12 protein-coding genes and 3 pseudogenes are annotated in these 13,921 nt (G+C 29.9%); 9 read left to right on the forward strand and 6 right to left on the reverse strand.

Going from position 1 to position 13,921, the window contains the following annotated elements; all coding sequences use genetic code 11:
- The first annotated feature begins 65 nt into the window (after positions 1-65).
- From galU to L8W57_RS02170, 3 genes are all read left to right on the forward strand, one after another.
- Positions 66-896: a UTP--glucose-1-phosphate uridylyltransferase GalU gene (galU, locus tag L8W57_RS02160; RefSeq protein WP_133319613.1), complete on the forward strand. Its 831-nt coding sequence runs from the start codon at positions 66-68 to the stop codon at positions 894-896.
- Complete coding sequence (locus L8W57_RS02165) at positions 886-2,109, forward strand: glucose-6-phosphate isomerase (protein ID WP_133319690.1); 1,224 nt, start codon at positions 886-888, stop codon at positions 2,107-2,109. The genes galU and L8W57_RS02165 overlap by 11 nt, the downstream gene beginning before the upstream one ends.
- Positions 2,110-2,238: 129 nt before the next feature.
- Positions 2,239-2,694 carry a Dps family protein gene (locus L8W57_RS02170; RefSeq protein WP_133319614.1) on the forward strand — a complete coding sequence of 152 codons (456 nt, stop codon included), beginning with the start codon at positions 2,239-2,241 and terminating at the stop codon, positions 2,692-2,694.
- A gap of 337 nt (positions 2,695-3,031) precedes the next feature.
- Here the strand turns inward: L8W57_RS02170 and L8W57_RS02175 are convergent, their stop codons facing one another.
- Together L8W57_RS02175 and L8W57_RS02180 are read right to left on the reverse strand one after the other, a co-directional pair.
- Positions 3,032-4,195, reverse strand: a complete 1,164-nt coding sequence (locus tag L8W57_RS02175) for a tetrahydrodipicolinate N-succinyltransferase N-terminal domain-containing protein (protein ID WP_114640023.1) — start codon at positions 4,193-4,195, stop codon at positions 3,032-3,034.
- 10 nt (positions 4,196-4,205) lie between these two features.
- Positions 4,206-5,309 carry an Mrp/NBP35 family ATP-binding protein gene (locus L8W57_RS02180; RefSeq protein WP_133319616.1) on the reverse strand — a complete coding sequence of 368 codons (1,104 nt, stop codon included), beginning with the start codon at positions 5,307-5,309 and terminating at the stop codon, positions 4,206-4,208.
- Between the two features lie 107 nt (positions 5,310-5,416).
- On the opposite strand from L8W57_RS02180, the gene L8W57_RS02185 reads away from it, so the two are divergent.
- From L8W57_RS02185 to L8W57_RS02200, 4 genes are read left to right on the forward strand one after another with little or no spacing between them, the layout of a single operon-like run.
- Positions 5,417-6,532 (forward strand): bifunctional 2-C-methyl-D-erythritol 4-phosphate cytidylyltransferase/2-C-methyl-D-erythritol 2,4-cyclodiphosphate synthase, encoded by a 1,116-nt coding sequence (locus L8W57_RS02185; RefSeq protein WP_133319617.1) that lies wholly within the window; start codon positions 5,417-5,419, stop codon positions 6,530-6,532.
- The gene (locus L8W57_RS02190; RefSeq protein WP_133319618.1) at positions 6,529-7,404 is read left to right on the forward strand and encodes a response regulator transcription factor; all 876 of its coding nucleotides are present in this window, start codon (positions 6,529-6,531) and stop codon (positions 7,402-7,404) included. The genes L8W57_RS02185 and L8W57_RS02190 overlap by 4 nt, the downstream gene beginning before the upstream one ends.
- Positions 7,382-8,548, forward strand: a complete 1,167-nt coding sequence (locus tag L8W57_RS02195) for a sulfate adenylyltransferase (RefSeq protein WP_133319619.1) — start codon at positions 7,382-7,384, stop codon at positions 8,546-8,548. The genes L8W57_RS02190 and L8W57_RS02195 overlap by 23 nt, the downstream gene beginning before the upstream one ends.
- A 2-nt stretch (positions 8,549-8,550) precedes the next feature.
- Positions 8,551-9,042, forward strand: a complete 492-nt coding sequence (locus tag L8W57_RS02200; protein WP_133319620.1) for a phosphatidylglycerophosphatase A — start codon at positions 8,551-8,553, stop codon at positions 9,040-9,042.
- Positions 9,043-9,297: 255 nt separating this feature from the next.
- Here L8W57_RS02200 and mnmA read toward each other — a convergent pair whose 3' ends face one another.
- The 4 genes and pseudogenes from mnmA to L8W57_RS02220 form a co-directional block, all read right to left on the reverse strand.
- Complete coding sequence (gene mnmA / locus L8W57_RS02205; RefSeq protein ID WP_133319621.1) at positions 9,298-10,314, reverse strand: tRNA 2-thiouridine(34) synthase MnmA; 1,017 nt, start codon at positions 10,312-10,314, stop codon at positions 9,298-9,300.
- Positions 10,277-10,912, reverse strand: a complete 636-nt coding sequence (locus L8W57_RS02210; protein WP_133319622.1) for a TIGR00730 family Rossman fold protein — start codon at positions 10,910-10,912, stop codon at positions 10,277-10,279. Before L8W57_RS02210 ends, mnmA begins: the two co-directional genes overlap by 38 nt.
- A 192-nt stretch (positions 10,913-11,104) precedes the next feature.
- A pseudogene (locus L8W57_RS02215) lies at positions 11,105-11,828 on the reverse strand (hypothetical protein).
- Positions 11,825-12,331, reverse strand: coding sequence for a hypothetical protein (locus L8W57_RS02220; protein WP_263661918.1), 507 nt, complete (start codon positions 12,329-12,331; stop codon positions 11,825-11,827). Before L8W57_RS02220 ends, L8W57_RS02215 begins: the two are co-directional and overlap by 4 nt.
- 124 nt (positions 12,332-12,455) lie before the next feature.
- Between L8W57_RS02220 and L8W57_RS02225 the strand changes: the two are divergent.
- A pseudogene (locus L8W57_RS02225) lies at positions 12,456-13,326 on the forward strand (hypothetical protein).
- Positions 13,311-13,905 (forward strand): annotated as a pseudogene (locus L8W57_RS02230) (C39 family peptidase). The pseudogenes L8W57_RS02225 and L8W57_RS02230 overlap by 16 nt, the downstream one beginning before the upstream one ends.
- Positions 13,906-13,921: the final 16 nt, after the last annotated feature.

Raw genomic sequence — 13,921 nt, forward strand, 5'->3', positions numbered from 1 at the left:
AAATTAGTTATAATATTTAAATAAAATTATAATCAAAACAACTTATAAAAATTTAAGGATAAACTATGCTTCAAACTTGTATTTTTCCTGCAGCAGGTTATGGTACTAGATTTTTACCTGCTACAAAAACCCTACCTAAAGAAATGCTACCTATACTAACTAAGCCTTTAATTCATTATGGTGTGGATGAGGCTTTAGAAGCTGGTATGGAAACCATGGGCTTTGTTACAGGGCGTGGAAAAAGGGCTTTGGAGGATTATTTTGATATTTCTTATGAACTTGAACACCAAATCGCAGGTACTAAAAAAGAATATCTTTTAAGTGAAATAAGAACACTCATAGATCGCTGCACTTTTACTTTTACAAGACAAAATGAAATGAAAGGCTTAGGAGATGCGGTTTTAAAAGCAAAGCCTTTAGTGCAAGATGAAGCTTTTGGAGTTATTTTAGCAGATGATTTATGTGTAAATGAAGATGGGATAAATGTCTTAGCTCAAATGGTAAAAATTTATGAAAAATACCGCTGCTCTGTTATAGCTGTGATGGAAGTTGAAGCTGATCAAGTTTCAAACTATGGGGTTATAGCAGGAAATGCTGTGGAAGAGGATTTGATCATGGTAAATTCTATGGTAGAAAAACCTGATCCAAAAGATGCTCCAAGCAACTTAGCTATCATAGGAAGATACATTCTAACGCCTGATATTTTTGGTATTTTAGAAAATACTAAAGCAGGTAAAAACGGAGAAATTCAACTAACTGATGCATTACTTTCACAAGCAACTAATAATATGGTTTTAGCTTATAAATTTAAAGGAAAAAGGTTTGATTGTGGAAGCGTAGAAGGCTTTGTTGAGGCGACAAATTATTTTTATGAGAAAAGTAAAAATGCTAAATAATACTTTATTTTTTAAAACCCAAGATTTTAAAAAAATTACCGCTTATGCAAATAGAATGAATGATGAGTTAGAAAGTGGCGATATAGGGTATTATCACTTAGTAGATACAAGCTTTGATTTAATCAAAGAAAGTAAAGAATTTATCGCAACTAAAACTCATATAGAAAATATCGTTTTAGTGGGCATGGGTGGATCAAGTTGTGGGGTTAAAGCTTTAAAAGAGCTTTTATTTGATCAAGTAGAAGAAAAAAAACTTTTCATCATAGATAATACTTCCTCACATACTTTTACCCAAACTATGCAAAAAATAAATCCAAAAAAAACACTTTTCATCATAGCAAGCAAATCAGGTACAACTATAGAAGTGATTTCTTTATTTAAACTCATCATTGCTCATTTTGATTTTAAAAATGAAAATTTACACAAAAATTTTGTGTTTATTACTGATTTTGAGTCAAAACTTCACAAACTAGGAGAAGAATTAAACATAAAATGCTTTTTTATACCTAAAAATGTCGGTGGTAGATTTAGTGTTTTATCTGCTATTGGTATTGTTCCTTTGAGCTTTTGTGGCTATGATACTAAAGCCTTATTAGAAGGTGCAAAAGCTTGTTATGTGGATTTTTTTGAGAAAAAATGTGATCAAATTTTGCAAAAGGCTTATCATTACTGCACACATAAAAGTGCACATATTAATGTGCTTTTTTCTTATGGAGATGCTTTTAAAGGTTTTAATGAATGGTATATTCAACTAATTGCTGAAAGTCTAGGTAAAAAACAAGGCTTTAAACGCATAGGTTTAACTCCTATTGCTTTAATTGGTGCTAGAGATCAGCATAGCTTTTTACAACTTATCATGGATGGACCCAAAGATAAAACTGTTACTTTTTTAAAAATCAAAGATAGTCAAAAATCTCCTAGTATCCCGAATATAAGCTTTAATCATTTACAAAATTGTGATTTTACTAATGAAGTTAATTTACATAATCTTTTAAACGCGCAATGCGATGCAACCATGCATGCATTAATTGCTGAAAATTTAAGTGTTGATGTAATAGAACTTGAGAAATTAGATGCTTATCACTGTGGGTATTTGATGTATTATTATGAGTTATTTACTTCTGCATGTGGCATTATGCTTGGAATTAACACTTATGATCAACCTGGCGTAGAGGTAGGAAAATTAATACTCAAAAATATATTAAGTAAATAAATTTGCTTTATTGTAAAAAAAGAGTATAATGAAAATATAATAATTATTAACATTAAAATTTATTAGATAATAATTATTATTATTTAAGAATTTTATGTTATAATTTTAAAAATAAAAAAAGGAGATAACATGTCAGTAACAAAACAATTATTACAATTACAAGCAGATGCTCATCATTTATGGGTTAAATTTCATAATTATCATTGGAATGTAAAAGGTTTACAGTTTTTTTCAATTCATGAATATACAGAAAAAGCTTATGAAGAAATGGCAGAACTTTTTGATGATTGCGCCGAAAGAGTTTTACAACTTGGAGAAAAAGCTATTACTTGCCAAAAAGTTTTAATGGAAAATGCAAAAAGCCCAAAACTAGAAAATGGTAAAGATTGCTTTACTCCTGTAGAAGTTTTAGAATTTATTAGAGAAGATTATAAATATCTTTTAGCTGAATTTAAAAAATTAAATGAAGAAGCTGAAAAAGCAAGCGATACTACAACTGCAGCATTTGCTCAAGAAAATATCGCAAAATATGAAAAAGTTCTTTGGATGCTTAATTCAACTATCCAAAATACTTGCTCTATGTAAGAATTTATAATGTTTTTTGACTTGCAAAGCTTTATTGCTTTAAGTCAAAAAACAAATTTAACTTCCCAAGAGAAACTACTCTTATAAAATTCCAAGTTCGCTTAAGTACTATTTAATAATTATAGTTTATAGCAACTCAATGTATTTTTAAACAAAAATATATCATTGAAAAATGATCATCACAAAATATTATTTAGATAAGTATTCAGCCCAAGCTTTTATGTAGGAATTTTCACTAAAAAAGCTAAATACTAAAAATCATTTTTACAATATCTATAGTTTAATTTAAAATCTACAACATGAGTTTTAAAATTCTTAACCCATAAGGGCTAAGAATTTAATGTAGATCTTCATTAAGTTTTACAGCTTTTTTATTTAAAGCTGCTATCATCACTCCACTTTGAGAGTCTTGTCTAAAATGCAAGCCATTTAGCCCTGCTAATTCTAAACCTTTGTATATATCTTTGTCAAATTTAAAATCAGGATTGATTTTTTGAAGTTCTTCTTTATTTTTTAAAGCAAATTTAGTCCCTTCTAAAACAGCAATGCCTGCATCAACGATACAATTATCCCCTAAAGGAATTCCCGTAACCGAATTTGCACCCAAAAGACAAGCTTTACCAATGCTAATAGCATTACCACTTGTACCACTTAAAACACCAAGTATAGAAGCACCGCCTCCTACATCGCTACCTTCACCCACAACAGCTGAAGAACTAATACGCCCTTCTACCATACAAGCTCCAGTTGTACCTGCATTAAAATTCACATAAGCAGCCCCTGGCATGATAGTAGTACCTGCAGCTAAAACCGCCCCCATTCTTACTTTAGAACTTTCTAAAATTCTAGTATTATCCTCAGGAATAACATGAGCTAAAAATCTTGGAAATTTATCTACATAATCAATCCTTGGATACCTTCCACTCATTTTTAAATCAATCTCATTTTCTCTTAAAAAGTCCAAATCAATAGGCTTATTATCACTCCATGCAACATTTGGTAAAATCCCAAAAGCACCTGTTAAATTTAAGCTTCTTAAAGGTACTTTTTTATTTGAAAGCAAATAAAGTTTTAAATACACACTTTCTAAGCTTTTTGGTGCTTCATCTTCAAAAATACAAACAAAAGAAAAAGCATTTTCTCTAAAATTTTCCTTTGCTGCTTTGATTGCTTCTATATTTTTATGACCTTGCTCTTGTAAAAATGGCGCAAAGCATTCAAGTGCAAAATCCAAATCTTCTTTAATCAAAGTAGCCACAAACTCACTTTCATTAAAATCAACATCAACCCCTCTTCTAAAAAAAGCTTCAAACATAACAGCTGCAGCGGCATAATTTTGCTCAAAATTAATCACACCAAAATTAGCTTGAAGTTTTTTACTAGGATCAACTTGACTTAGATCAAGTCTTGCTATAGCAAAAGCTTTAGGCTTTTTATAATTAATCCTTTGTTCGATTTGCTTGATTAAATTTAAAAATTCTTCTTTACTTTCTATTGGCATATTTTCCTCCTTATTGCGAGCACGCGCTTTTGCCATTCATTATAGGTTGAATAGCTGAATTATCTACTTTACCTTCTTGATTAACCTTTTCTATAAATTCCCAGATTTTTTCAGCAGCTTGTAAATATCTTTTTGAACTTACACTCTCAGGCATATAAAAACTTACAGGCTTACCGCTATCTCCACCTTCTCTTACACTCATTTCGATAGGAATTTGAGCTAAAACTTCACACTTATAAGCTTTTGCCATTTCTTCTGTGGTGCCTTTACCAAAGATATCATATTCTTTACCATTATCAGGACATAAAAAGCCACTCATATTTTCTATAATACCTGCAACAGGAATGTGCAATTTTTCAAACATATCTAGCGCTCTTTTGCTATCATCTAAAGACACTACTTGAGGAGTACTTACACACACACCTGCACTCACTGGCACGCTTTGAGCTAGGGTAATTTGTGCATCACCTGTTCCTGGAGGCATATCAAGCAATAATACATCAAGTTCAGGCCAAAGCACATCAGCTAAAAGTTGTTCAATCGCTTTCATGATCATAGAGCCACGCCACATTAAACCCTTACCTTCTTCTATCAACACACCCATACTCATCATATAAACCCCATGAGATAAAATAGGACGAATTTTTTGACCTACAATTTCAGGTTTGCTTTTACTCTCACCTAGCATTCTTGGTATATTTGGCCCATAAATATCTGCGTCCAAAAGCCCTACCCTTTTACCCATTTTAGCCAAAGAAATCGCTAAATTTAAAGTTGTAGTACTTTTACCTACCCCACCTTTTCCACTTGAAATCATAAGAAAATTTTTAATTTGCGGAGCGATATTTTTACCACTTCTTGAATTGCTTTTTTCTTCAGGAATTTTTGGCTGTATGATTTCTAAATTAAGCTCTAAATTTAAATCTTTTAAAACATTTGCAATGTTTAGTCTAAGTTCTTGTGCAATTTGAGCATTAGCCGAAACAATTTCGACTACAATATGAGCTTGTTTTTCATTCAAATCAATCTTTTTTACAAAACCAAAACTTACTATATCTTTTTTAAATCCCGGATATATAACTTGTTTTAGTCTTTCTTCGATTTTTTCCTTCAATTTTTCTCCTTGTTGTTTAAAATGATTAATTCTACTAACTTAAATATAAATTTTGGCTTTTATGGTGTATAATATCGTAACATTAATAAAAAATTAAGGTGTAACAAATGTTAGATATTTCCTTGATTATGCTATCAGCAGGGGAGTCATCAAGATTTAATGCTCCAGTAAAAAAGCAGTTTTTAAGACTAGGTGAACATCCATTATGGCTTTATGCAACTAAAAATTTAAGTTCTTTTTACCCTTTTAAACAAGTAATTGTTACTTCTGGTAATATTTCTTATATGAAAAGATTTGCACCTGAGTATCATTTTGTTAAAGGCGGTAATACAAGAGCACAATCATTACTTAATGCTTTAAATTTAGTACAAAGTGAATATGTTTTAGTTAGCGATGTCGCAAGGGTTTTGATTTCTAAAAACCTTTTTAATAATATTATAGAAAATTACGATAAAGCAGATTGTATTACACCTGTTTTAAAAGTAAGCGATACAGCAATTTATGCTCAAGAAGTTATCGACAGAGATAAAATAAAACTCATACAAACCCCTCAACTTTCGCGCACAAGTATGCTCAAAAAAGCTTTAGAGCAAAATGCAAATTTTACCGATGATAGCACAGCAATACAAGCTATTGGTGGTAAGATTTGGTATGTACAAGGTGATGAGTTAGCTAAAAAAATTACCTTTAAAGAAGATTTAAAAAGCTTAAATTTACCAAAACCATCTTGGGAAATTTTTAATGGAAATGGTTTTGATGTGCATGAATTTGGAGAGCAAAGAGCCTTACTTTTAGGCGGAGTAAAAGTACATGAAAATATGGGCTTGAAAGCTCATTCTGATGGAGATGTGCTAGCTCATGCACTAATTGATGCGCTTTTAGGTGCAGCAGGACTTGGAGATATTGGAGAACTTTTTCCAGATAATGATATACAATATAAAAACGCAGATTCTATGCTTTTATTGCAAAATGCTTATACTTTGGTGCAAAATTATGGATTTGAGCTTGTGAATGCTGATATTACAATCATTGCACAAACGCCCAAGATGAAAGATTTTAAAGAAGATATTGCTTTTAATATAGCCAAAATATTAAAAGTAACACCAAATAAAATCAATATCAAAGCCACCACCACAGAGCATTTAGGTTTTGTAGGAAGAAAAGAAGGAATTGCTGTTTTAGTAAGTGCGAATTTAAAATATTTTGATTGGATGAAATTATGAAAGTTTTAATAGTAGAAAATGAATTTTATTTAGCTCAAAGCATAGGTTCAAAACTTAATTCTATAGGTTATGATTGTGATATTATTGCAAATGTTAATGAGCTTGCTCATCATGATTATGAAATCATTTTGCTTTCTACTAGTATGGCTAATTTTGAACATATTGTAGAAATTTTTAAGCATAAAATTATTATTTTACTCATATCTTATATAAGCTCAGATACAGTTTTAGCGCCACTAAAAGCCGGTGCGAGTGATTATATACAAAAGCCTTTTATGATAGAAGAATTAACGCGAAAAATCAAACATTTTCAAGAATTTAAGAAAATAAATATTTTAAATCATACTTATCAGTCTTATTTAAAACATAAATTTGAGACAGCTAAATTACCAACTTTTGATTATAAAAAATTCAAATTGCCTTTGATTTTAAAAACTAATAATCAAAATTTTGCAGATCATTTTGTATTTAACTATACCAATGAGCATAATGTCGCAAATATTTACATAGATCTTTCACATCAACAAAATTTAGATAAAATCTTTAAAGATAATTGTTTATACTATCTTGTAAATTTCCAAACTCTAAAATCATCAGACAAAGAAAAAGTGTTAAACCTTGCTTTAAAAAAAGCTGTTATTATACATACAAGTACAAATGTTGAACATAGTGATTTTCAAATTTTAGAACTGGGTGAGGATGAGAAAAACTTCGAAAGTAATGGAATTTTAACTATTGATAATTATGTTAAACATATTATCATTAGTTATCAAAATGTCTTTCCTGATACAGATTTGTCAAAAAAATTAGGAATTTCTAGAAAATCTTTATGGGAAAAAAGGAAAAAATATGGCATTACAAAGAAAAAATAGTATTACAATCTCAGAAGAAGAATACGAAGTTTTATGTTTTATCAAAGAAGGAGTTTTTGGTTCTTTTACAAAATTAATGAATCAAAAAGAAAGAGATGAAGTTATAGCCACAGGAATGATACATAAACAAAAAATTCCTTATACTCTTACCTTTGCACCTGCAAGTACAAAAGAAAATAATACTGCTTTAGAAAATGCAAAAGTTGGCGATAAAATAGACTTTATTTGCAATGATAAACCCATAGGACATATCATTTTAGAAAGCAAATTTGAAAATGATAAAAATAGCAATGATATTTTTAGACCTAATGCTTGCTTGATCCAAGATTTTGGAAAAATTTGTATAAGTGGTGAATTTGAAATTTATCACAATAATATCAAAGCCATTAAAGAAGATTTTGAAAAAATCAAAAAAAGATTAAATCCTTCTAATATCACAGCCATTGTTTCAAGTTTTGATCCTTTTCATAGAGCACATGAGAGAATTTTAAGATGGGCTATAGAACAATCTGATTTAGTGATTATTTTCCTTATAGAATCCTATGAAAACAACGGATTGAGCTTAAAACTCAAAAAGCGTTGTTTTGATGTTTTTGCGCAAAATTACTTACCATCTTCTAGGGTTTTACTCATACCTTTACATAATATCAAAATTTTTGCCTCGCATTTAAACCCTGTGCTTGAGTGCGCTTTGGCTAAAAGTTTTGATTGCAATAAACTTTTTGTAGGACAAAATCATGCAGGACTTGGAATGTATTTTAATCAAAACAGAACCTTTACCGTGCTTGATGATTTTGCAAAAGATTATAATATAGAAGTTACCATACTTCCTGAATTTGTATTTTGTGATGAATGTAAAATGGTAGTAAGTACCAAATCATGTCCCCATGGAGCTCATCATCATATGAAATACCATGGTGATTCTTTAAAAAATTTACTTAGACTTGGTATCATTCCACCAGCAGTTTTTATAAGAAGAGAAATTTCAGCTTTGATTTTATCTGAGCTTTTCCCAAATCGCTTTCATAATAAACAAAATATCTATAGTAATCTTTTCCCTACACATGGTATTTTAGAGTATCGAAGCGATAAAGAATTTTATGAGCAACTTATAAAACTTCATCAAATGTCATATATGGTGTAATCATGCAAAAATTATTTTTAACTTTTTTTTATTCAGGTAGTGTTAATAAAGCTCCAGGAACCTTTGGTACAATAGCAGCGCTAATCCCTGCTTTTTTTATTTTAAGGTATTTGGGTATAGGAACTTTAATCTTGCTTGCAATTTTACTTTTTTTAATCTCTATAAAAATCATCGATCAATATGAAAAACAAACAGGCATACACGATGATAAGCATATTGTAATAGATGAAGTTGTTGGGGTATTTTTAGCCTTGGCAATTTGCGGACAGAGTGTTTTTACTTTTTTGCTTTCTTTTGTTTTATTTAGATTTTTTGATATCACAAAACCTTCTATCATAGGTAAAATTGACAAAAAAACTAAAGGTGGTTTAGGCGTAATGCTAGATGATGTTTTAGCAGGAATTTTCGCAGGATTATTTAGTGCAGTAATTTATGGAATTTTACTTAAATTTGATCTTTTATGGTTTGATATAAGCATTATGGAGATATTTTAGCTTTAAAAACACAGTCTAAAGTAACTATAAACATACCGAAAATAGGTAAAACAAGAAAGATGTGAAGATCGTGGAGCAATTGTTGATATGACTGAATAAGATCAACTTATCAAATGCAATATAATTTTTCTAAGACAAGATTTGCTTAATCTATCTTAGAAAAACCTCAACCGCAATTTTCTTATTTTTTATTACAATAAAATAATTTTAATTTTTAAAAAAAGTTAGTATAAAGGGTGCAACCCTTTAGCTTTTTTATTTAATAAATCCGCTTGCAAGAACCAAATCTTTATCGTAAAATACCGCCATTTGTCCGCTAGCAAGCCCATAAACAGGCTCTTGTAAAATGATTTTTGCACTTTTATCTTCATTAATCAAAACTTTACATGGGGTCGATCTTGATCTATAGCGTATTTTTACTTCACAATCTAGCTCTTTAGCATCAACAAATAAATTAATATTATCAAGATTAAATTCACTTATCTTAAGTTCTTCTTTTTTACCTACTATGATTTCATTTTTTTTAGGATCAATTTTTAACACAAAATGTGGCTCATGAGCCCCGCGTACCTCAAAACCTCTTCTTTTACCTATGGTATAGTGCATATAACCTTCGTGTTTTCCTACTTCTTTACCACTACTATCTCTTACAATACCTGGAATTTTAGTATCCATAAACTGATCTAAAACTTGCACATAAGTATCTTCCACAAAACAAATTTCAGAACTTTCCTTTTGTGTTGCAAAAGATTTTAAAACATCAATTGTAGAAGCAAATTTTTTCACATCTTCTTTTCTCATCTCTCCAAGAGGGAAAATCAAATATTCCAAAGCCTCTTTCTCTGCATTTGCTAAAAAATAGCTTTGATCCTTACTCTCATCAACTGCAATTTTAATCAAACCATTTTCTATCCTTGCATAATGACCTGTGGCTAATTTCTCACAACCCAAACTCTTAGCAAATTCTAAAAGCTTGCCAAGCTTAATAAAGCGATTACACAAAGCACAAGGATTTGGCGTCTTTCCTTCTTTGTAGGTATTAACAAAAGGCATATAAACTTGATTTTTAAAATCTTCTTGTAAGTCTAAAATATGATATTTGATGTCTAAAAATTTAGCAACTTTTTCAACTTTTTGTATATTTTCTTCATGATAATTAGCTTTTCCATGAAGCTTCATATAACAACCTATAATCTCATGTCCTGCTTGCTTTAACTTATAAGCAGTTACAGTGCTATCTACACCCCCACTCATTGCAACAAGAATTTTCATCTTTTTCCTTTATCATTCTTATAATTTCATCTAAATCATCACTTATACTATACTTTAACTCATCATTTTTAGATATAGTTCCAAGTTCTAGTAAAGAAGTTTTGATAAATTCATCAAGAGGTTGCCAAAATTTTTGCCCAACTAAAATAATAGGAACATCTTTTTTAAAACTAAGTTGCTTAAGAGTAAGAATTTCAAAAAATTCATCTAATGTTCCAAAGCCGCCTGGGAAAATCACAAAAGCTAGACTCTTTTGGATAAGAGCCATTTTGCGAATGGCTAAGCTCTTAAAAGTGATATTATACTCTAAAAAGTCATTTGCTTTTTGCTCAAATGGTAAATGTATATTAAATCCAAAAGATTTTAAGTGGGAAGTTTGACTTTGCATAGCGCCATGATTAGCAGCTTGCATAATACCACCGCCACCACCACTGATGATGCTATAACCCTCATCAGCTAACTTTTGAGCTAATTTTGAAGCCAAAATACAATACTCATTGTCTTCTTTTAATCTTGCAGAACCAAAAAAAGTTATAGCATTTTTTAGGTTTGGCATGTTAGCAAATTTTTCTAAATCTTGGATTATTTTTTCATTCATTTTATAACCTTTAGTTAAAATAAATTCCATTCTAGCTAAATTTTTATAATAATCTTTTATGTAATTTTTAAATAATTTTCTTTTGCAAACTGCATTAAATTAGATTTTTTTAAATTTCTAAACTTTCAAATTCACACTTTTATATATTATGCACACTTAATTATAAAAAGATTTTAATAAATTCGTTATTATTTAAATCTTTACATCTATTTTAACACCAAAAAGAATTTTCAACTCATCGCTTGTACTAAATTTACCTTCTAATAGTTTTTTACAAGATCATTTCTTATATTATCATCTTTGTAAGTTTCTTTGTTTTTACTTTCTGCTTGTATAGGTTTAAAGGGTTTTTCTTTGTCTTCTTGCATACTAATATCATTATTATTAGCAAGTAGCATTTTATCGCCCATAGTCATTTCAAATTCTTTTACAAACTCATCGTGTCTTTGTTTGAAGTCAAGATATTTAGTTTTACATTCTTCTAGGGTTAAATCTTCTTGTAAAAGTTTATTAAATTCATTCCTAAAATTAGATGCTTTTATAGTAATATCAGATCCAAGATTAAACATTTGAGAGTAAGAAGAAAAGTTCATCAATTTAATATCTTCATCTTTTATATCCCAATTATCATCTTTACCAAGATTTTTAAGTGAAGACTTTTCTATTTTATTTGGATCTTTTAAAGCATTTGACTTCATAAAGTTATTAAATTCTTGCATATCTTTTTTGCTAATATTTTCATCAAGTCTGAATATTTTAGGATTATACTCAAATTTTTTCCACGATAAGGCAAAGCACCTTCTCCTGTTACAACAGCTACTCCATGCTTGTTTATTTTAAAGTCAATATTTTTATCTTGCTTAAATTTTGAAGTATTATAGTTATAGTTTAAATTTGAATTTATACTATTTATCATGGCTTATTCCTATATCTCGAATAATTACCACTAAGAGCCATTTCCATATCATTTTTATATTTGGAACTAATTTCTTTAATAACTTGGTAATTATTTAAAACAGCACTTGAATTCACCCTATACCAAGAACCTAATTGCTCATTAATAACAGCTATGCCATAGGAAAAATATACAAATCTTTGTCCTAAATTTGATACACCTATATTTCTTTTTACTGTATAACCAAGATAATAGTGGTATGGATCATCGCCCACTATGCTCATAGTTTCCCAAAGTCTTTTTTGGTTAGCATATGTATGTTTATTATTTACCATACAATTTGTGACTTCTATACCACACATTCCACCAAATTGCCTTAATCCCTGGCTATCCCAATAATATGTATCGCCATTGTTATCTGCATAGTATCCTATTTCACTCGGTGTAGTTTTGGCAAAAGCTAAAAGCTCATCATTTGCAACTAGCTTAAAACTAACTCTATACCCACCCTTAACTTGTTTCATTTCATCTAAATTAAGAGCTTTAACCCCTTGAGAATTATCACTTATTACATATTAAAATCAATTTGTTATTTGAAACATTTATTGTTTTAATGGAAAAAATCTAAAAATATTTAGAAAGGTAACAATGAAAAAGATTTTCTTAACTTTTATGGTTTTACTTAGTTGTGTTTTTGCTAGTGATGAACTAAGTATAGACAGTTTATTTAAAAAGCAAATAGGCTTAAGAAGTATCACAAGCTTTTCTTTGCTTAGTACAGGAAATGCAAATTCTTATACACTTTATCCTAACATCATTGTAGGTGGAGATCCTAAAATTTGGAATGATACAAAGCAAGTGTTTTTAACTCAAACTTTCATTTATACCCTAACACCCAAGTTCGATATACTTGTGTCAGGGGGCGGAAGTTATGCAAGACAAGAATATAGGAATTTTCTTACGGGGGGGGGGATTTTGAAAATAAAAATCGTATAGGATTTGATAATCTTTGGCTAGGTTTTATTTATACAGGAGATAGCATTGCAGATTTAATTCCACAAATTACCTTTCAAACTGCAGTCGCTCAAAGAGAAAAAGCAATCAATCAAACCAAAAACTTTTATCTAAAATCACAAAGCTTACAAGCTAGTTTAAGGGGATATAGTGACCCTGTTGTATATAGCATTTATACCGGTTTTGGTTATAATCAATCAAGAAAATTTAAAACCCTTAAAATAGAGTATGGAAATAGTATTTATGTGGGTGGGGATTTATCTATCATACTAAGTCCTAAGATTACTTTGGATTTAGGAGCAGAGCAAAGATTTCAAACCGAGCAAAAAATCAATGGCTATCAAAATTCTGAAGTGCGTTCTATTCCAACTTTAAGTCTAGGTTCTACTTATAGCATTAATTCAGATACCGCAGTTTCTGTTAATGCTAGTTTTTTTGGAGGTGGGAGGGGGGTTCTGCTTCGCCTGATAGTATATTTGGGATAAGCTTATGGAGAAAATTCTAAAAATTTTATTATTCTTATCCATTCTTGCTTTGAGTGCAAAAGCAGAATGGGTAATCAAGTCTTATCAAGAAATTAAAAACGAAAGAGTAATAAAACAAACTTACGAGCAATCTTGCGGGGCTTCATCTTTGGCAACTTTAATCAATATACTTGATGATAAAAAGTTTGATGAGCTTAAACTTTTACAAACTATGAGCGGACAAAAGCTTTATACGGATATGGTAAGCTTTGCGATTTAAACGATACAGTTAAAAAGCTAGGTTATGAAAGCAATTCCTATCAAATCAATAGAGAAAGCTTAGACAAGCTTGTAAATATTCCAATGCTTGTAAAAATTGAAGATGACCCACGCTTCCCACATTTTGTGGTAATTATTAATCACAAGGGGAATTATTTACAAGCGCTTGATCCAAGCCATGGAGAATACATAAGCTCTAAAAGTCAATTTTTAGCATTTGGGATAGATACAATAAAGGCGGTTATGCTTTAATTGTTGCTCCTAAAAAAGAGTTAAAACCTTTCAAGCTAAACACTCCAAAATCTTTACATTTTGATTTTAAGCCTTTTAGCTTATATTGATTTTTATTGTTTTTTG

Origin of the sequence: Campylobacter sp. IFREMER_LSEM_CL1890 (genome assembly GCF_025772045.1) — a bacterium.
Lineage (GTDB): Bacteria > Campylobacterota > Campylobacteria > Campylobacterales > Campylobacteraceae > Campylobacter_D > Campylobacter_D lari_D.

Bases quoted from the DNA above. Each gene is read 5' to 3' on its own strand.
- galU (WP_133319613.1), top strand. From the start codon at position 66: ATGCTTCAAACTTGTATTTTTCCTGCAGCAGGTTATGGTACTAGATTT.
- L8W57_RS02165 (WP_133319690.1), top strand. From the start codon at position 886: ATGCTAAATAATACTTTATTTTTTAAAACCCAAGATTTTAAAAAAATT.
- L8W57_RS02170 (WP_133319614.1), top strand. From the start codon at position 2,239: ATGTCAGTAACAAAACAATTATTACAATTACAAGCAGATGCTCATCAT.
- L8W57_RS02175 (WP_114640023.1), bottom strand. From the start codon at position 4,195: ATGCCAATAGAAAGTAAAGAAGAATTTTTAAATTTAATCAAGCAAATC.
- L8W57_RS02185 (WP_133319617.1), top strand. From the start codon at position 5,417: ATGTTAGATATTTCCTTGATTATGCTATCAGCAGGGGAGTCATCAAGA.
- L8W57_RS02190 (WP_133319618.1), top strand. From the start codon at position 6,529: ATGAAAGTTTTAATAGTAGAAAATGAATTTTATTTAGCTCAAAGCATA.
- L8W57_RS02195 (WP_133319619.1), top strand. From the start codon at position 7,382: ATGGCATTACAAAGAAAAAATAGTATTACAATCTCAGAAGAAGAATAC.
- L8W57_RS02200 (WP_133319620.1), top strand. From the start codon at position 8,551: ATGCAAAAATTATTTTTAACTTTTTTTTATTCAGGTAGTGTTAATAAA.
- mnmA (WP_133319621.1), bottom strand. From the start codon at position 10,314: ATGAAAATTCTTGTTGCAATGAGTGGGGGTGTAGATAGCACTGTAACT.
- L8W57_RS02210 (WP_133319622.1), bottom strand. From the start codon at position 10,912: ATGAATGAAAAAATAATCCAAGATTTAGAAAAATTTGCTAACATGCCA.
- L8W57_RS02220 (WP_263661918.1), bottom strand. From the start codon at position 12,331: ATGAAACAAGTTAAGGGTGGGTATAGAGTTAGTTTTAAGCTAGTTGCA.